This is a genomic window from Polaribacter huanghezhanensis (assembly GCF_030444335.1).
Lineage (GTDB): Bacteria > Bacteroidota > Bacteroidia > Flavobacteriales > Flavobacteriaceae > Polaribacter > Polaribacter huanghezhanensis.
In genome coordinates this window covers 645,219-662,863 of sequence record NZ_CP128595.1, presented here as the reverse complement: position 1 = coordinate 662,863, position 17,645 = coordinate 645,219, and the positions used below count along the sequence as shown (strand labels likewise).

17 protein-coding genes are annotated in these 17,645 nt (G+C 31.7%); 12 read left to right on the top strand and 5 right to left on the bottom strand.

Annotation, left to right across the window (positions count from 1 at the left end; genetic code table 11):
- The first annotated feature begins 2 nt into the window (after positions 1-2).
- Positions 3-1,316 carry a Fe-S cluster assembly protein SufD gene (gene sufD / locus KCTC32516_RS03235; RefSeq protein WP_301401902.1) on the top strand — a complete coding sequence of 438 codons (1,314 nt, stop codon included), beginning with the start codon at positions 3-5 and terminating at the stop codon, positions 1,314-1,316.
- Between the two features lie 141 nt (positions 1,317-1,457).
- Positions 1,458-2,144, top strand: a complete 687-nt coding sequence (locus tag KCTC32516_RS03230; protein ID WP_301401901.1) for a hypothetical protein — start codon at positions 1,458-1,460, stop codon at positions 2,142-2,144.
- A gap of 2 nt (positions 2,145-2,146) precedes the next feature.
- Here KCTC32516_RS03230 and KCTC32516_RS03225 read toward each other — a convergent pair whose 3' ends face one another.
- Complete coding sequence (locus tag KCTC32516_RS03225) at positions 2,147-3,466, bottom strand: serine hydrolase domain-containing protein (RefSeq protein ID WP_301401900.1); 1,320 nt, start codon at positions 3,464-3,466, stop codon at positions 2,147-2,149.
- A gap of 104 nt (positions 3,467-3,570) precedes the next feature.
- On the opposite strand from KCTC32516_RS03225, the gene KCTC32516_RS03220 reads away from it, so the two are divergent.
- Positions 3,571-4,782 (top strand): aminotransferase class V-fold PLP-dependent enzyme, encoded by a 1,212-nt coding sequence (locus KCTC32516_RS03220; RefSeq protein WP_301402721.1) that lies wholly within the window; start codon positions 3,571-3,573, stop codon positions 4,780-4,782.
- A gap of 52 nt (positions 4,783-4,834) precedes the next feature.
- Here the strand turns inward: KCTC32516_RS03220 and KCTC32516_RS03215 are convergent, their stop codons facing one another.
- Both KCTC32516_RS03215 and purN read right to left on the bottom strand, forming a co-directional pair.
- Complete coding sequence (locus KCTC32516_RS03215) at positions 4,835-5,476, bottom strand: ribonuclease H1 domain-containing protein (protein WP_301401899.1); 642 nt, start codon at positions 5,474-5,476, stop codon at positions 4,835-4,837.
- Complete coding sequence (gene purN / locus KCTC32516_RS03210; protein ID WP_301401898.1) at positions 5,477-6,040, bottom strand: phosphoribosylglycinamide formyltransferase; 564 nt, start codon at positions 6,038-6,040, stop codon at positions 5,477-5,479.
- A 177-nt stretch (positions 6,041-6,217) separates the two neighbouring features.
- On the opposite strand from purN, the gene KCTC32516_RS03205 reads away from it, so the two are divergent.
- From KCTC32516_RS03205 to pyk, 5 genes are all read left to right on the top strand, one after another.
- The gene (locus tag KCTC32516_RS03205) at positions 6,218-6,454 is read left to right on the top strand and encodes an acyl carrier protein (RefSeq protein WP_068702406.1); all 237 of its coding nucleotides are present in this window, start codon (positions 6,218-6,220) and stop codon (positions 6,452-6,454) included.
- A gap of 7 nt (positions 6,455-6,461) precedes the next feature.
- Positions 6,462-7,712: a beta-ketoacyl-ACP synthase II gene (fabF, locus tag KCTC32516_RS03200; RefSeq protein ID WP_301401897.1), complete on the top strand. Its 1,251-nt coding sequence runs from the start codon at positions 6,462-6,464 to the stop codon at positions 7,710-7,712.
- Positions 7,713-7,718: 6 nt separating this feature from the next.
- Positions 7,719-8,456 (top strand): ribonuclease III, encoded by a 738-nt coding sequence (gene rnc, locus KCTC32516_RS03195; protein WP_301401896.1) that lies wholly within the window; start codon positions 7,719-7,721, stop codon positions 8,454-8,456.
- A gap of 109 nt (positions 8,457-8,565) precedes the next feature.
- On the top strand, positions 8,566-9,036 hold the full coding sequence (locus KCTC32516_RS03190; RefSeq protein WP_301401895.1) for an IPExxxVDY family protein: 471 nt from the start codon (positions 8,566-8,568) through the stop codon (positions 9,034-9,036).
- A 3-nt stretch (positions 9,037-9,039) separates the two neighbouring features.
- On the top strand, positions 9,040-10,467 hold the full coding sequence (pyk, locus tag KCTC32516_RS03185; protein WP_301401894.1) for a pyruvate kinase: 1,428 nt from the start codon (positions 9,040-9,042) through the stop codon (positions 10,465-10,467).
- A 2-nt stretch (positions 10,468-10,469) separates the two neighbouring features.
- On the opposite strand, the gene KCTC32516_RS03180 is transcribed toward pyk, so the two are convergent.
- Entirely contained in the window at positions 10,470-12,779 is a 2,310-nt protein-coding gene (locus KCTC32516_RS03180; protein WP_301401893.1) for a M20/M25/M40 family metallo-hydrolase, read from the bottom strand.
- A 46-nt stretch (positions 12,780-12,825) separates the two neighbouring features.
- Positions 12,826-13,176, bottom strand: coding sequence for a hypothetical protein (locus tag KCTC32516_RS03175; RefSeq protein WP_301401892.1), 351 nt, complete (start codon positions 13,174-13,176; stop codon positions 12,826-12,828).
- Positions 13,177-13,370: 194 nt separating this feature from the next.
- Between KCTC32516_RS03175 and KCTC32516_RS03170 the strand changes: the two genes are divergently transcribed.
- The 4 genes from KCTC32516_RS03170 (at position 13,371) to KCTC32516_RS03155 (ending at position 17,645) form a co-directional block, all read left to right on the top strand.
- Positions 13,371-13,709 (top strand): single-stranded DNA-binding protein, encoded by a 339-nt coding sequence (locus KCTC32516_RS03170; RefSeq protein ID WP_301401891.1) that lies wholly within the window; start codon positions 13,371-13,373, stop codon positions 13,707-13,709.
- Positions 13,710-13,870: 161 nt separating this feature from the next.
- Positions 13,871-15,466: an NADP-dependent glyceraldehyde-3-phosphate dehydrogenase gene (locus KCTC32516_RS03165; protein WP_301401890.1), complete on the top strand. Its 1,596-nt coding sequence runs from the start codon at positions 13,871-13,873 to the stop codon at positions 15,464-15,466.
- 381 nt (positions 15,467-15,847) lie between these two features.
- Positions 15,848-16,465, top strand: coding sequence for a GNAT family N-acetyltransferase (locus KCTC32516_RS03160; protein WP_301401889.1), 618 nt, complete (start codon positions 15,848-15,850; stop codon positions 16,463-16,465).
- A gap of 1 nt (position 16,466) precedes the next feature.
- Positions 16,467-17,645, top strand: a complete 1,179-nt coding sequence (locus KCTC32516_RS03155; RefSeq protein ID WP_301401888.1) for an argininosuccinate synthase — start codon at positions 16,467-16,469, stop codon at positions 17,643-17,645.

Here is a 17,645-nt window from a genome sequence, read left to right as displayed (position 1 = left end):
AAATGGAATTAAAAGATAAAATAATAGAGTCTTATGTAGCATTTGAAAATGATATCAATGTGAATACCGCAATTCATGATATTCGTTCAGAAGCGTTACGTAACTTCGATACCTTAGGTTTTCCAACTAAGAAGTTAGAGGAATGGAAATACACATCGTTAAATTCAGTTTTAAAAAACGATTTTAGCATTTTTCCTAACAAAGAAAATTCGATTGAATTTGCAGATGTTAAGAAGTATTTTATTCATGATATAGATACCTATAAGATTGTTTTTGTTGATGGAAAATACAGTTCTTTTTTGTCTGATACAACACATGATGGAAAAGATATTTGTTTAATGTCTACCGCATTATCAAAATCTAAATACAAACCAGTTATTGAAAATTATTTCAATAAAATTGCAAAGCAAGACAACTTAACGTCGTTAAATACGGCTTTTGCAAACGAAGGCGCGTACATTTATATTCCTAGAAATGTTGAGGTAGAAAAACCGATTGAAATCATCAACTTTACAACAGGAAACGATGTTGCAACAATGATTCAGCCAAGAAACTTACTTGTGGTTGAAGAAAATGCACATGTTCAAATTATAGAACGTCATCAAAGTTTAACAGAAAATGCGGCCTTAACAAATGTTGTTACGGAAGTTTTTGCAGCAAGAAATGCTACGATAGATCTGTATAAAATTCAGAATGATAAAGACAATGCTTCGTTAGTTGACAACACCTATATTGAGCAAAAAACAAATAGTGAGGTTTCTGTACATACATTTTCGTTTGGAGGAAACATCACTAGAAATAACTTAAACTTTTATCAAAGAGGAGAACACATCAATTCTATTTTAAAAGGAATTACCATTATTGAAGGAAAGCAACATGTAGATCATCATACGTTGGTAAATCATATAGAGCCAAATTGTGAAAGTCATCAAGATTATAAAGGTATTTTTGACGAACGCTCTACAGGTGTTTTTAACGGAAAAGTAATTGTAGAAAAAGAAGCGCAGAAAACAAATGCATATCAACAAAATAACAATGTGTTAATTAGTGATAAATCGACCATCAATGCAAAACCGCAATTAGAAATTTTTGCGGATGATGTAAAATGTTCTCACGGTTGTACCATTGGTCAATTAGATTCTGATGCCTTATTTTACATGCAACAACGCGGAATTCCGAAGAAAGAAGGAAAAGCATTGTTGATGTACGCTTTTGCAAATACCGTGTTAGAAAGTGTGAAAATTCCGGAAGTGAAATCTAGAATTACAAAACTAATAGCCAGTAAGTTAAACGTTAATATCGGATTTGATTTATAAGCAATAACTGGCTTTTGGATAAAATTTAAACCACGCAATTTGCGTGGTTTTTTATGGATACAAAGTAGTTTGTTTAAATAAAATTTTTAGTGCCAACTTTTCAATAATTAATAGGAATTATTTTTTTCTTAAATTTATAAGATGAAAAATAAAGTAATTTCTTTTTGTAGCTTATTGATTATACTAGGAGGTGTATTTGCGTTTCGAGGAAATCAAGTTATTTCTTCAATTACTGAAATAAATAAACATTTTCAACAACTAGATACTTTATTAAACACAAAAAAATATTTGGTGTTGGGTTCTAAAAAGCAACAAATAAAAGTTGTTCCGCAATCTGATGTGCATAAATTCTTTGATTATAAAGTGTCTATAAAGCATAAAGATGTTGTCTTTTTAAGCAAGGGAGAGTCGAGGAATGATATTCTCTTTTTTGAAAAATTCAATCCTTTAAACTTTACAAATTATAAAAGAAAAATATATGAGGGAGAACAGAAATTTCCAATAATTCCAAAAAAATCATATTTAAACAATTATAAAGATCGCATCATTGAGCAATGCAAAGCAGGAATTAATTTTTCAGGACATTATACTATTGTCACTTTTGGTTGTGGTACTGAATGCCAACAAAACCTTATCATAAATAGAAAAACAGGAAAAATTGATGGTGAGTTTGTAACCTCTATGGGAAGTGACTTCAAAAAAAACAGCTCTTTGATAATAGAAAATTATGGTGCAATTGATAAAAAAACATTTTTAATAGAATTGCATGGTCGTTTAGAAGTAAATTATGTAAACTGGCATGGTAAAGTGTTGAAAAAATTAGATTAAAGTTATTTTATGCTTTCTAAAACGCCCTTCAAAAACGCATTAATATCAATATGCGATAAACCCATTCTTACCACAACCAAATCTTGGTCTGGAAATACAAACACAAACTGACCTTGATAACCATCTGCATAAAACATGTTTTTGGGAACATCAGGAAATTGACCATTAGCATTTAGCCAAAACTGAGCACCATACGTTCCGTTAGAGCCATTTGTTGGAGTTGTAACATAATCAACCCAAGAAGCATCGAAAAGTTGTTCTCCATTCCAATTTCCGTTGTTTAAATACAATAATCCAAACTTTGCCCAATCTCTTGGTGTTGCCCAAGCATAAGAAGATCCGACGTAATTTCCTGCCATATCTGTTTCAATCACCATTGAATTCATGCCAATTTTATCAATAAGTTGTGTGTACCAATAATCTAAATATTCTTGATGAGTTTTAAAGATATTTCTAAGAATTCCGGATAATAAATTAGTAGTTCCAGAAGAATAACTCCAAGTTTCGTTAGGTTTGCCAGCAAATTGTTTTTTTGCTTGAATCTTCGTCATGTCTTTTTCTAGAAACAACATTTTAGTGACATCAGAAATTTCGTTGTAGTTTTCATCCCATGCTAAACCAGAATTCATTTGCAATAAATTGTTGATGGTAATGTTTTTTCTGTCATCGTTTTGCCATTCTGTAATTGGCGCTTTATCAAACACATTAATTTTTCCTTGTGTTTGTAGGATTCCAAACACAGTACTCATAATACTTTTGGTCATAGACCAACCTAAAATACGAGCGTTTTTAGTAAAACCTTTTGCATACTTTTCTGCTATAATTTGGTTTTTATGAATCACCACCACAGCTCTAGTTTGCGTGTGGTTTGTAAATAGATTTCCGACAGTTTTGTTTAGCTTGTTGTAATTTACATCTGTTAAAACAGAATCTTTTTGTTCGGCATTTCCAAGTGGAAACGCAGTTAAATTATCTGGTTTTGTTCTTTTTGGAACACGAACTTCTACAGAAGTATCAAAATCATCCGTAATTAAAACACTTCCTAAACCTTCTCTATAAATTGCCGTTCTGGTTAACAATCCAAAAACAGAACTTGAGGCAGATTTTGTATCAACATCAACAAGATCAGAAGCTAAGTTTATTGGAGAAAAATGATTGTCGGTGCTGTCTGTAAATTGCAGTGTTCGCCCGGCTAAAAATACAGATGAATTCATGTTCTTTGCAGAATACCCGGCAATGATGTTTAATTTCGGATAATTATAGACGATAAGTATTAAAACAACAGAAATAAGTAGCAGTAAGACTCTCTTTAGAATTTTCATTTGATAAGTAATATAAAATAGGTGCAGTAAATATAATAATTTAACGCTTGTTATAAGGATGTCTCACTTACAAAAGTTATTTTTGTAATTCAATATACAAGATGATGTTTCCAGTAGAAAAAATTAGAGCAGATTTTCCAATTTTAAAAAGACAAGTGAATGGTAAGCCATTGGTGTATTTTGACAATGCAGCAACGTCGCAAACGCCAAAAATTGTGATTGATGCCATTGTAGATTATTACAGCAATTACAATGCAAATATTCACCGTGGAGTTCATGCTTTAAGTCAAGAAGCTACAGACAAGTACGAAGAAGCTCGAATTAAAATACAGAAACATTTTAATGCAGAAAAAGCGTACGAAATTATTTTTACATCCGGAACAACAGATTCAATAAATATGGTTGCTTCAGGGTTTTCTGAATTGTTAGAAAAAGGAGATGAAATTATCGTTTCTGCGTTAGAACATCATTCTAATATTGTGCCTTGGCAAATGTTGTGTAAAAAAACAGGCGCTATTTTAAAAGTGATTCCGATGTTGCAAAACGGAACATTAGATATGAATGCTTTTGATGAACTACTTTCTGATAAAACAAAAATGGTTTTCTGTAATCATGTTTCAAATGCGCTGGGAACGATCAATCCGATCAAAGAAATTATAGAAAAAGCGCACAAAGTTGGTGCTGCAGTTTTAATTGATGGCGCGCAAGCAACGCCGCATATAAAACCAGATGTACAAGAGTTAGATGTCGATTTTTATGTGGCTTCTGCGCATAAAATTTGTGGCCCAACAGGTGTTGGAATTCTATACGGAAAAGAAAAATGGTTGGAAAAATTACCGCCTTATCAAGGAGGAGGAGAAATGATTGAAACCGTAACTTTTGAAAAAACGACCTATGCAGGATTGCCTCATAAATTTGAAGCTGGAACGCCAAATATTTGCGGCGGAATTGCCTTTGGAGTTGCTTTAGATTATATGAATGCTATTGGTTTTGATAAAATTGCTGCTTACGAAGAAGAATTGTTACAATACGGAACCAAAAAACTAAAAGAAGTTGATGGAGTATTAATTTACGGAACATCAAAAAAAACGGCTGTTATTTCTTTTAATGTTGAAGGAATTCATTCGTACGACATTGGCGTAATTCTAGATAAACTAGGAGTCGCAGTAAGAACCGGGCATCATTGCGCACAACCAATTATGAACTTTTATAAGATTCCAGGAACGGTTAGAGCTTCTTTTTCTTTTTACAACACCAAAGAAGAAATAGATATTTTTATTGCTGCTGTAAAAAAGGCTGTAATGATGCTTTCTTAGCAAAAAGAATATTCTTTATTTTTGAGTGAGATGCCTAAAAGTGGCTGCGCCACTATTTTCTCCCAAAATCAGCAGGAATTTCTCCCCAAGCTTTGGTTTCCCATTTTAAAATGGGGTTTCTAAACGAGTTTTCGTTTAGCCATTTTTCGGCACGTTTAATCAATTCTAGTAAATCTTTGTTAGAAGCATCAAAAACCAAATTGGTTCTGCATTGCTTTTTTTTAATCCAACTCATGGCAATTTTAGAATCAGAATACACAGGAATGTCTTCTTTCTTTTTACTTTTTAACAAAGCCAATCCATGAACGAGCGCTAAAAACTCACCAATATTATTAGTGCCCTTTTTAAACGGACCTTTGATGAAAATTTGTTGTTTGTTGTGCGTTAATACACCACGGTATTCCATTTTTCCCGGATTTCCGCTACACGCAGCATCTACAGAAATACTTTCTAAGATTGGCGAACCAAATTTTTTCTTTTCCGATTCCGTTAATGTAGGTTTTTTAGTATTCTTTCCTTTGTAAGCAAAGTAATTTTTATTGTATGCTAATTGCGCTTCCTTTTTATCAGTAAAAGCTTTGTATTGCGCACCCTCAAAACCATCTATTTGTTTTTTACAATCGTCCCAAGAAGAAAAAACACCTTTTTTTCTGCCAGTCCAAACCACATAATATTTTTGCTTCTTAGTAGCCATTTATTGTAAAATTACCGATTCTATTACTTTCGGAAAATGTGTATACTCTAAGGTATGAATTTTTTGAGCAATAACTCCTACGGAATCAGAATTTTCAAGTTTTGTTGTTGCCTGAAAAATAATTGCTCCTTCATCATAGTTCTCATTTACAAAATGAATGGTAATTCCTGTTTCAGAGTCTTTATTTTCTTTCACCGCATTATGTACATGCATTCCGTACATCCCTTTTCCGCCATATTTTGGTAGTAAGGCAGGATGGATATTGATTATTTTATTTGGGTATGCATCAATAATGGTAGACGGAATTTTCAATAAAAAGCCAGCCAAAACAATGTAATCAGCAACATCTTTAAGTTGATTTAAAACAACATCAGAGTTAAAAAAATCTTCTTTTGAGAACAAAACAGTATCAATTTGTAATCGTTTGCAACGGTCAAAAACTTTTGCATTCGGATTATTACAAAATACTTTGGTTACAACTGCCGTTTTTTTAAGCGTAAAATAATTGATGATATTTTCTGCATTAGAGCCAGAACCCGAAGCAAAAAGGGCAATTCTTTTCATTTTAAATAGATTTGTTTCACTACAAAAAAAGGAATAATTATTAACAATATTGTCTAGATTGCTAAAAGTTTAAAGATTTTTTTTAATTTAGATTCAACAATTTTCGTGGAAAAAGTAGAATTAAATAATAAGATTCGTATTTTTGTCCCCGATTAAAATTTTAAAACTTAGAAAATTATGTCAGACATTGCATCAAGAGTAAAAGCTATTATCGTAGACAAATTAGGAGTAGACGACAACGAAGTAACAAATGAAGCTAGCTTTACTAACGATTTAGGAGCAGATTCTTTAGATACTGTGGAATTAATTATGGAATTCGAAAAAGAATTTGATATCCAAATACCAGACGACCAAGCAGAAAACATTGGTACAGTTGGTCAAGCAGTAAGCTACATAGAAGAAGCTAAAAAGTAATTTTTATATGCAAATTAAACGAGTTGTTGTAACTGGACTTGGTGCATTAACACCAATTGGTAATAATATACAAGAATATTGGAGCGGTTTAGTTAACGGAGTTAGCGGAGCTGCGCCTATAACGTATTTTGATGCGACTAAGTTCAAAACTCGTTTTGCATGTGAATTAAAAAACTTTAATGTAACCGACTTTATTGATAGAAAAGAAGCCCGTAAAATGGATCGTTTCACTCAATATGCAATGGTTGCATCAGATGAAGCAATTGCTGATTCTGGTTTAAACTCAGAAGATCATGATCCTGATAGGATTGGGGTAATTTGGGGTTCAGGAATTGGAGGATTAGAAACGTTTCAAAACGAAGTATTAAACTTTGCTGCCGGAGATGGTTCACCAAGATTTAACCCGTTTTTTATTCCAAAAATGATTTCTGATATTGCTCCTGGGCAAATCTCTATTAAACATGGTTTTAGAGGACCAAATTTTGCAACGGTTTCTGCCTGTGCATCTTCATCAAATGCTATTATTGATTCTTTAAATTACATCCGATTAGGACATGCAGATGCTATCGTTACTGGTGGTTCTGAAGCTGCTGTTACAATTGCTGGAATGGGAGGATTTAACGCAATGCATGCACTATCAACAAGAAATGATAGTCCAGAAACTGCCTCTAGACCCTTTGATAAAGATAGAGAAGGATTTGTGTTAGGAGAGGGAGCTGGAGCTCTAATACTTGAAGAATACGAACATGCAAAAGCTCGTGGAGCTAAAATATATGCTGAAGTACTTGGAGGCGGAATGTCTTCTGATGCGCATCATATTACAGCGCCACATCCAGAAGGATTGGGAGCAAGAAATGTAATGTTAAATTGTTTAAGAGACGCTGGAATTAATCCAGAAGATATAGATGCTATTAATATGCACGGAACATCTACTCCGTTAGGAGATATTGCTGAATCTAAAGCAATTTTAGAGGTTTTCGGAGAACATGCTTATAACATCAATATCAATTCTACAAAATCAATGACAGGTCATTTATTAGGAGCCGCTGGTGCAATTGAAGCTATCGCTTCGATTTTAGCAATCAATAAGGGCGAAGTTCCTCCGACAATAAATCATTTTACAGATGATGATCAAATTGATAGTAAACTGAATTTCACATTTAACAAGTCGCAAAAACGAGAAGTTAAAATTGCCATGAGCAATACATTTGGTTTTGGAGGACACAATGCTTGTGTCGCGCTTAAAAAAATTGATTAATTCTGCATGAATTTTATCCGTAAAATTGTAAACCCCCAAAAAAAAGAAGATGAGGGTTTCTATTACGAGTTAAAAGCACTTCTTAACTTTTCTCCAAAAAAACTTAGCTTTTACAAAAAAGCATTTACTCATAGATCTTTAAAACTAAAAGACGATAAAGGGAATCCTCTTAATTATGAACGTTTAGAATTTTTAGGCGATGCCATGTTGGGTTCTATAATTGCATCTTATTTATATAAAAAAGTCCCTAAAGGAACCGAAGGCTACTTAACACAAATGCGTTCTAAAATTGTGAGTAGAGAACATTTAAATGAAATTGGAAAAGACTTAGAGCTAATTAAATATGTAAAAAGTAATTTTGACAGAGAAAATGTTGGCGATAATATTTATGGTAATATTTTTGAGGCATTAGTTGGAGCAATTTATTTAGATAGAGGGTATAATTATTGTAAAAAATTTATTTACGAAAATGCGATTACTCCGTATGTAGATATTGCAAAGCTCGAAGGTAAAATTACAAGCTATAAAGGGTTGATCATCGAATGGTGCCAGAAGCAAAAAAAACAATACAACTTCGATATCTACGAAGATTCTGGAAACGAAAACACAAAACATTTTAGTGTAAAAATTAGCATTGATGGAGTTTTAATTGCTAAAGGAAGAGCAACATCAAAGAAGAAGGCAGAAGAACAAGCCTCAAAACGAGTTTATTTTGCTTTACAAGCCGAAATAACAAATTCTTAATTTTTTTACAATTCTGTTTTTACTTTTTTTTAATTATTTTATCAGAAACAATATGTAATTTAGCCATAATTGTAGTTGATAGAGATTAAAAACCCTAAATTGTTTAGCTTTGCAGATACACTCGCTCGAATTAAATGATTTTTCTGATAATAATTATACTTTAATAGGAATTCATTCTGCCTTAGAAGAGTATAAATTAGCATATGTATTAAATCAAAAAATAAACACAAAATTTGTTAAAGCAACATATAGTTTAGATTTTGAAAACAAAAACAACAATGCTACGTTTTGTATTTATGAGTTTGTGAATACAAAATTTAGTCAATCTTGGTTTTTAATTTCTAACCAATATACAAATCATTTAGAAGAAATTTCTACAGGATTATTTCCATCAAACGAAATAACGACCTATTTAATTCCAGAAAAAAGAAAAGTAGATTTTTTTCTAAAATTAGAAGGCGATTTTAATTCCGATTATATCGCTAAAAAGGTTGAAGAAATAAATGCTATCAATCAGGTAATTACATCATATAAAATAGATCCAAACATCTTAAAATCGAAAGATTTTTTAATTTTTTAAGTTATGTCAAATAATAAAAAAACAAAAATAATAGCAACATTAGGCCCAGCATCAAACACCAAAGAAATAATTTCTGAATTGGTAGATAAAGGAGTCAATGTTTTTAGAATTAATTTTTCTCATGCAGACAATGAGAATGTAAAAGCAAGAATAAAAGATATCAGAGAAATTAATGAAGAAAAAAACATACATATTGCTATTTTAGCCGATTTACAAGGACCAAAATTGAGAGTTGGTGTAATGGAGGAGAATGTGGTTTTAAAAGCGGATGATACATTTATTTTTACTACGGATAAATGTACTGGAACAAAAGAGAAGGCATTTATGACCTATCAAAACTTTCCAAGAGATGTTAAAAAAGGAGAACAAATTTTGGTTGATGACGGAAAACTACTTTTTGAAGTTATAACGACAAATAAAACAAACGAAGTAACTACAAAAGTAAAAGTTGGCGGTATTTTGTCTTCTAAAAAAGGTGTGAATTTACCAAATACAAAAATTTCTTTACCTGCGTTGACGGAGAAAGACATGAAAGACGCCATTTTTGCTATTGAGCAAAATGTCGATTGGATTGCGCTTTCGTTTGTTAGAAATCCAGAAGATTTAAGAAAATTGCACGATTTAATCAAGCAAAAATCAGATTATAGAATTCCAGTTATTGCTAAAATAGAAAAGCCAGAAGCTGTTCAAAATATTGATGCATTAATTCCGTATTGCGATGCCTTAATGGTTGCACGTGGAGATTTAGGCGTTGAAATTCCGATGCAAGAAGTTCCACTTATCCAAAAAATGTTAGTTCAAAGAGCTAAAATGGCAAGAATTCCAGTAATTATTGCAACTCAAATGATGGAAACAATGATTACAAATGCGGTTCCAACTAGAGCAGAGGTTAATGATGTTGCCAATTCTATAATGGATGGTGCTGATGCTGTCATGTTATCTGGAGAAACTTCAGTTGGTGCATATCCAATAAGAGTCATCGAAAAAATGACAGAAATTATTAAAAGTGTAGAAGATTCACCATTAATAAAAGTACCACAAGCTCCACCACATATTAGAACCGATCGTTTTATTACCAAAGCAGTTTGTCATCATGCAGCATTAATGGCAAATGATGTAAATGCAGCAGTAATTTCTACTTTAACAAATAGTGGTTATACAGCTTTTCAAATTTCTGCCTGGAGACCAGCATCTTTTATTTTGGCATTTTCATCAGAAAAAAGAATTTTAGCAAAAATGAGTTTACTTTGGGGCGTTAAATCTTTATTTTATGATAAAAACAAAAGCACAGATGATACAGTTGTTGATATTAATAAAATTGCAAAAAAAAGAGGTTTTGTAAGGGCAAACGATTTTGTTATCAACTTAACTTCTATGCCAGTTGAAGCAAAAGGAATGGTAAATACACTTCGAGTTTCTCAAATAAAATAGTGTTATAATTTTAATTTCTGGATTGTAATTACAGCATCATTTGTTACAAATGGCATTGGCATCATTTCGTTCGTTCTTGGTTGAATTTTAAACAACGGATTTGTTTGTAAATCAAATGAAGATTCTACCAAGCTAATATTAGGTATGCTATTTTTATTGATGGTGAAATCTATTTTTAAAACTGAATCTTTTGCCGTTAAAAAGTAACTTAAAATGGTTCCTCTAGTTACCTTAAAAGTGTCCGATTGATTCTTTTTGTCTAAATATACGTCTTGCACGCTAATTGTATTAAAAGTAATTGGAGCATTTGCAATTAACTCTAGTTTGTTTAAAGCACGTTGAGGTTTTATTACCAAAGAGATGTTTCTAAAATCACCAATAATTGTATCTTTTATTTTAGAAATTATTGACGGAATGATAGTTCTATTTTCTGTCTTTTTATGAAATTTATAAGAAGTATTGTACTTGCTTTTAGAGGTTGTTCCTGTAAAATTTCCTTTGGTTGGATGATCTCCTAGAAACTGTTTTGTATAATTGTCTGGCGTTACATCATATGTTGCCCAATACGATTGGTTTGCATCTATATCACTAATAAAAACAATACTATTTGGTTTTTTCTTGTTTTCATCAAATCCGCTATTATAGGTTGCAAAAGCAAAAAATAAAACAGTACTTAATCCGATTAACCTCACCAATGTTTTTCTTGATTTATAAGAGGCGAAAACCGGAATCATGAGTCCGAAAATTAAAACCAAAAACAAACCACTTATAAACAAGTTTTTTAAGCCTAACCCAACAGGGAACATTTTTATTTGCGGTGCAAACATAAACAGCATTGGAATTGCCAAAATGGTTGCAATTGCAATTTTTGTAGTTCGTTTGCTATCAATAAAAATAAAAACACCTAAAGTGATTAAGGCAAAATAAACCGGAATGATAAAATAAGCTGCACCTTTTAAATAGATAAAAATAAGTACATTAATAATTAGCCAAAATATAATTGGTGCAATTACTAAATCTGTTCCTGTATTATTTTTTAAAAAAGGGCGATAAATTTTAAATAATAACCACAAATTTAACAATACAAATGCGGTAATATATTCATATCCGTTGTAGGTAAATCCGTGTAAAATATCATTGTATTGTGGATGAATTAATAAAATCCCTTTCCATAATAAAATTGAAATTCCAACACAGGCAACCAACGAAATTGTAAAAGGAGTAAACCCTTTTAACATTCCTTTTATAGTAATTTTATTGAGTGCAATTCCGAAGAAAAGCAATATAAAAAGCAAAATAATTGCGCCAATTAATAAAGGTAAAATCCAAGAAAAAGGATAATGTAATAATTTTGTAAACGGAAAATTTGTGTATACATCATCCGCTGAACTGTCTAAATTTGAAAGATCAGAAAAAGCAAAATAATTTAAAGTTGTCATTAAATAATCTGCTTGATGCAACAAGGTTTCTCGATCTAATCTTTCGTAAGAATCTTGTGCTGTATGATAATCAAAATGATCTCCAATAAAGGCAAAATTGAATCCGTTTATATTTCCGTTTTCTCTAAAAACAGTTAAATCTGTATCGTTTGGAAGCATTTTATAAATGCTATACATTAAAGAATTTGCTGCCGGATAATTTGGTTTTGCTTTTAAAAACTCAGAGAGTAGTTTGCTGTTTTTACCGTTAGTTTCCATCAACATATAACTTGGTCCACCACTTCCACGAGCTTCAAAATTTAAAACCAATCCAATATTTTTTGCTAACGGATGTGCATCAACAAATGCTTTTGCACCTAAAAGCCCTAGTTCTTCTGCGTCTGTAATTACAATATGAATGTCGTTTTTTGGCGTTTTATGTTGCGCTAAAAAAGCTCTAACACTTTCTAAAATAGTTACTACTCCAGATCCAGCATCACTTGCGCCTAAAGAAGAATGAGGGTTTGAATCGTAATGCGTTAACAACACCAACGATTTTCCAGTTTCACTTCCTTTAATAGTTGCAATAATATTTGCAGTATTTGTTGCTGCTCTCCATTTGTTATTAATGGCAACTTGATGTTGAACTTCTGGTTGTAATCCTAATTTTTCAAGTTCGTTTACAATATAATTTTGAACTTTTAGGTGATCTTCTGAACCTGTATAATGTGCAGTTTTAGAAATTTCTTTTAAATTTTTTAATGCATTGTTGATAGAGAATTCAGTTTCAGAAACTACTTTATTTTCAGAACACGAAGGTTTCATATCAGCAAAACTCCAATAAATTACAGAGATTATGATTAGAAAAGAAAGTATCGGAGCGTATTTTTTCATTAGTTGAATGGTTTTTATAAATGTACTAATTTTTTAAATAATCGTTTTATTCTCTTCTGATTAATAAGAAATAATCATTTTCTAACGCCAAATAACCTTGATCGTATACATAAAAATACACGTTTCCTGTTTTTGTTTTGTAAATGGATGTAAAAAAATGAAAATCAAATCCTTTGTCAAATAATTTAGTTCTCGTCACTTTTGTTTTACCCGAAATGTTTAATTCTGATAAAATTTTAAAGTTTTTTCGCAAGCGATTATTGGTGTTTCTAATTAGGTTTTTACTTTCTGTATTTACCTTGTTATTGTAGGAGTTTCGACAATAATCTGTACAGAATTTTTTATCAATTCTCCCCACTATTTTTTCGCCACATTCTAAACATTGCTTTGTTTCCATTGCTTTTTATTTTGATGCCAATAAAGATACTAAAAAAACATTTACAAACGACTACAAACGCTTACATACGAAAGTAAGCGCTTTTAAACCGAATAAAATTTGGAAGTCAACGCATCTTTGCAATGTCAAAACGAATTGACAAAATGATTATAAACTTGCACTGAGCAAAGGCGAAGTGTTTAAAACCTTATCTTATGAGTACGTTAAGAAACAAAGTACAGTTGATTGGAAACTTAGGAAACAATCCAGAAATTATCACTTTAGAAAGTGGTAAAAAATTAGCAAAAATGTCTATTGCTACAAATGAAACTTACAAAAACGCACAAGGCGAAAAAGTAACAGACACACAATGGCATAATGTTGTTGCGTGGAACAAAACAGCCGAAATCATTGAAAAATATTTACAAAAAGGAAGTGAAGTTGCTATTGAAGGGAAATTAACATCTAGAAGTTACGAAGACAAAGATGGAACGAAAAAACACATCACAGAAATTGTTTGTAACGAAATGTTAATGTTGGGAAGCAAGCAGTAAGGGATCTTGCTATGAAAGGAGAAGAGCATCATTTTGATGCTCTTTTTTCTTTTTAAGAACATTTTTATTGTATTTAATTTTTGAAATGAAAATCATAAACGATAAACCTGATTTATTTCAATATTTGATATAACTTGCATAAAATTTAAGCAATTATTTCATTGAAAAATATTTTTACAAATAGTACAATCCCAAAGAAACACAGCATTCAAAAGCCATACAATCAAAACACTTATTTGGTAAATGGCAAATTAAAAGCATGGAAAGGAGCAACAACATCGGTTTATTCTCCAATTTATCAAGAAAATAAAGCAGGAGAATTAGAACCAACTTTATTAGGGATAATCCCTGATTTAGGAGAAAAAGAAGCATTAGAATCTTTAGAATCAGCTTGTGATGCGTATGATAAAGGAAGAGGAGAATGGCCAACAATGAAAGTTGAAGAACGCATCGTTTGTATTGAAAACTTTGCCAAAATGATGCTGGAAACCAGAGATGAAGTTGTGAACTGGTTGATGTGGGAAATTGGAAAACCTTACGAAGAATCGTGTAACGAGTTTGATAGAACTGTAGAATATATTAAAGATACCATTACTACTTTAAGAGAAATGGATCAAAAGCATTCTGAAATTAAAAACCACAGCGGAATTTTAGCGCAAGTTCGCCGAGCTCCTTTAGGAGTTGTGTTATGTTTAAGTCCATATAATTATCCGTTAAACGAAACTTTTTGTTTGTTGATTCCGGCGTTAATTATGGGAAACACCACCATTTATAAACCAACAAAACACGGAATTTTATTATTATCACCATTATTAAAAGCGTTTCAAACTTGTTTTCCAAAAGGGGTTGTAAACATCATTTACGGAAGTGGAAGAACTTTGGCAACTCCGATTTTAAAATCAGGAAAAGTAGATGTGTTGGCGTTGATTGGAAATAGTAAATCGGCAAATATTTTACAAGAATACCATCCAAAGAAAAACAGATTGCGTTTGGTGTTGGGATTAGAAGCTAAAAATGCAGGAATTATTTTACCAGATTGCGATTTAGATTTGGCAATAAAAGAATGTATTTTAGGTTCGTTGGCTTTTAACGGACAGCGTTGTACCGCTTTAAAAATATTGTTTGTGCATGAGGATATTGTTGCAGAATTCAATCAAAAATTTGTAGAAGAAGTACAAAAATTAAAAGGAGGTTTGCCTTGGGAAGAAAATGTAAATATTACGCCTTTACCAGAACCAAACAAACCAGCTTACATACAAGAATTAATTGAAGATGCAGAATTAAAAGGAGCAAAAATACTGAATAAAGATGGCGGAGAAACCACCTTAAGTTTTGTGAATCCTGCTGTTTTATATCCCGTAAATGAAACGATGAAAGTGTATCACGAAGAACAATTTGGACCAGTAGTTCCGATACTTTCTTTTAAAAATATTCAAGAGCCTTTAGATTATATTTCAAATTCTAATTACGGACAACAAGTAAGTTTGTTTAGTAACAATCCAACTACTTTAGCGCCATTAATCGATTCGTTGGTTAACCAGGTTTGTAGAGTAAATATCAATACAAAATGCCAGCGTGGTCCGGATGTGTTGCCTTTTGTAGGAAGAAAAGATTCTGCGGTAAGCACTTTAAGTGTGTACGATGCATTGCGAACTTTTTCTATCAGAACTTTAGTTGCTTTTAGGGATACGGTAACCAATGATAAAATTTTGTCTGATTTATTAAAGAGTAAAAAATCTAATTTTATAAGCCATTAATAAAATTTTTTCTTTTTTAAAATGGAAGATAAAAATTAATTGCTTTTAAATAAAAAATTTATTGTAGTTTTGTAGCATGATTTCAAATAAAAATAAAATACGTTTTACTGCTTTTAGTAGTTTTATCCGCTTACAGCGCCGCTGTTAAGTAAAATAGAACTAAGCAATCTCTTTTATACGTAATTTTTATTTTTTTTTCATTGTACACATTCATTTTCATATTCATATTTCCTTTAGTTATTGTTTTCAATAACAGGAACTTTACGCGTATTACTTTTTTACGTCGCCCTTTGGGCGCATAATTTTTAGAACCTAGGTGTGTCCGGTTCTCCTTTCAAAACATCATTTTTAACTAGAGTATCAATTTTAAAATCAATTTCAATGAAAGTTGTTATTGCCAATCAACAGCATAGTAAATATGCAGAAATTATTTGTCAGACTATTGACGAAGCAGCTCAGGTTCGTGGTACTGGAATTGCGAAGCGAAAGCCAGAATATATCATTACTAAAATAGAAAATGGCAACGCTGTAATAGCGTTAGATGGCGAAATGTTTGCTGGTTTTTGTTATATAGAAGCGTGGAGTCATGGAAAATTTGTTGCCAATTCAGGATTAATTGTACACCCTGATTACAGAGGAATTGGTCTTGCAAAAAAAATAAAAGCAACAATTTTTGAACATTCACGAGCTAAGTTTCCGATGGCAAAAGTGTTCTCAATTACTACAGGTTTGGCTGTGATGAAACTGAATAGCGAATTAGGATATAAGCCTGTAACATTTTCAGAACTCACAGAAGATCAATCTTTTTGGAACGGTTGTCAAACGTGTAAAAATTATGATGTTTTACAACGGACAGAGCAAAAAATGTGTTTGTGCACAGGTATGTTGTACGATCCAACATCAAAAGATACAAACAATAAAATCAAGGTAAAAGAAAAAGTTTTTCAAAGATTAAAAAGGATCAAGGAAAACATGTATCTAAAAAAAGAAAGAAAGTAATATGAAAAAATTAGTAATCGCTTATAGTGGCGGATTAGACACCTCTTATTGTGCAGTAAGTTTATCAAAAGCAGGGTATGAAGTACATGCCGTAAGTGTAAATACGGGGGGATTTTCTACAAAAGAAATTCAGGTTATAGAAAGCAATGCATATAAAATGGGTGTTTCAACGTATAAAAACATCAATGCAATACATACTTTTTACACAACAGTAGTAAAGTATTTAATTTTTGGAAATGTGTTGAAAAACAACACGTATCCACTTTCTGTAAGTGCAGAAAGAATTGTGCAAGCAATAGAAATTGTAAAGTATGCTAAAAGTATTGGGGCAAAATATATCGCCCACGGAAGTACTGGTGCAGGAAATGATCAAGTGCGTTTTGATATGATTTTTCAAATATTAGCTCCAGAAATCGAAATTATTACACCAATAAGAGATCAAAAGCTTTCTAGACAAGAAGAAATTGAATATTTGAAAGAAAACGGAGTTGATATGTTTTGGGAAAAGGCAAAATACTCTATTAATAAAGGATTGTGGGGGACAAGTGTTGGAGGTGAAGAAACTTTAACCTCAGTAAAACCATTGCCAGAAAACGCGTATCCATCACAAGTAGAAAAAACAGGAGAAGAAAAAGTAAAACTCACTTTTGTAACAGGAGAATTACTGGCTATAAATGATGAAAAAATAAATCAAGTTGAAGCCATTGAAACCTTAAATAACATGGCTTCTGCATTCGGAATTGGAAGGGATATTCATGTGGGAGATACCATTGTTGGTATAAAAGGGAGAGTTGGTTTTGAAGCAGCTGCAGCATTAATTATTATCAAGGCACATCATTTATTAGAAAAACATACACTTACAAAATGGCAATTACAACACAAAGAATATTTGTCTAGTTTTTACGGAATGCATTTGCATGAGGGTCAGTATTTAGATCCTGTAATGAGAAACATTGAAGCGTTTCTTGAAAGTAGTCAAACACACGTTTCTGGAGATGTTTTTGTGACATTAAAACCCTATCATTTTACGTTGGATGGAATTTCTTCTAAACACGATTTAATGAATGCAAAATTTGGTAGTTATGGAGAAGAGAATAAAGGTTGGACGGCTGATGAGGCTAAAGGGTTTATTAAAATTCTAGGAAATCAAAACAAAATATTTCAACAAATAAATTCTTAA

Excerpts from the sequence above, each read along its gene's own strand:
- sufD (WP_301401902.1), top strand. The coding sequence starts at position 3 with ATGGAATTAAAAGATAAAATAATAGAGTCTTATGTAGCATTTGAAAAT.
- KCTC32516_RS03230 (WP_301401901.1), top strand. The coding sequence starts at position 1,458 with ATGAAAAATAAAGTAATTTCTTTTTGTAGCTTATTGATTATACTAGGA.
- KCTC32516_RS03225 (WP_301401900.1), bottom strand. The coding sequence starts at position 3,466 with ATGAAAATTCTAAAGAGAGTCTTACTGCTACTTATTTCTGTTGTTTTA.
- KCTC32516_RS03220 (WP_301402721.1), top strand. The coding sequence starts at position 3,571 with ATGTTTCCAGTAGAAAAAATTAGAGCAGATTTTCCAATTTTAAAAAGA.
- KCTC32516_RS03215 (WP_301401899.1), bottom strand. The coding sequence starts at position 5,476 with ATGGCTACTAAGAAGCAAAAATATTATGTGGTTTGGACTGGCAGAAAA.
- purN (WP_301401898.1), bottom strand. The coding sequence starts at position 6,040 with ATGAAAAGAATTGCCCTTTTTGCTTCGGGTTCTGGCTCTAATGCAGAA.
- KCTC32516_RS03205 (WP_068702406.1), top strand. The coding sequence starts at position 6,218 with ATGTCAGACATTGCATCAAGAGTAAAAGCTATTATCGTAGACAAATTA.
- fabF (WP_301401897.1), top strand. The coding sequence starts at position 6,462 with ATGCAAATTAAACGAGTTGTTGTAACTGGACTTGGTGCATTAACACCA.
- rnc (WP_301401896.1), top strand. The coding sequence starts at position 7,719 with ATGAATTTTATCCGTAAAATTGTAAACCCCCAAAAAAAAGAAGATGAG.
- pyk (WP_301401894.1), top strand. The coding sequence starts at position 9,040 with ATGTCAAATAATAAAAAAACAAAAATAATAGCAACATTAGGCCCAGCA.
- KCTC32516_RS03180 (WP_301401893.1), bottom strand. The coding sequence starts at position 12,779 with ATGAAAAAATACGCTCCGATACTTTCTTTTCTAATCATAATCTCTGTA.
- KCTC32516_RS03175 (WP_301401892.1), bottom strand. The coding sequence starts at position 13,176 with ATGGAAACAAAGCAATGTTTAGAATGTGGCGAAAAAATAGTGGGGAGA.
- KCTC32516_RS03170 (WP_301401891.1), top strand. The coding sequence starts at position 13,371 with ATGAGTACGTTAAGAAACAAAGTACAGTTGATTGGAAACTTAGGAAAC.
- KCTC32516_RS03160 (WP_301401889.1), top strand. The coding sequence starts at position 15,848 with ATGAAAGTTGTTATTGCCAATCAACAGCATAGTAAATATGCAGAAATT.
- KCTC32516_RS03155 (WP_301401888.1), top strand. The coding sequence starts at position 16,467 with ATGAAAAAATTAGTAATCGCTTATAGTGGCGGATTAGACACCTCTTAT.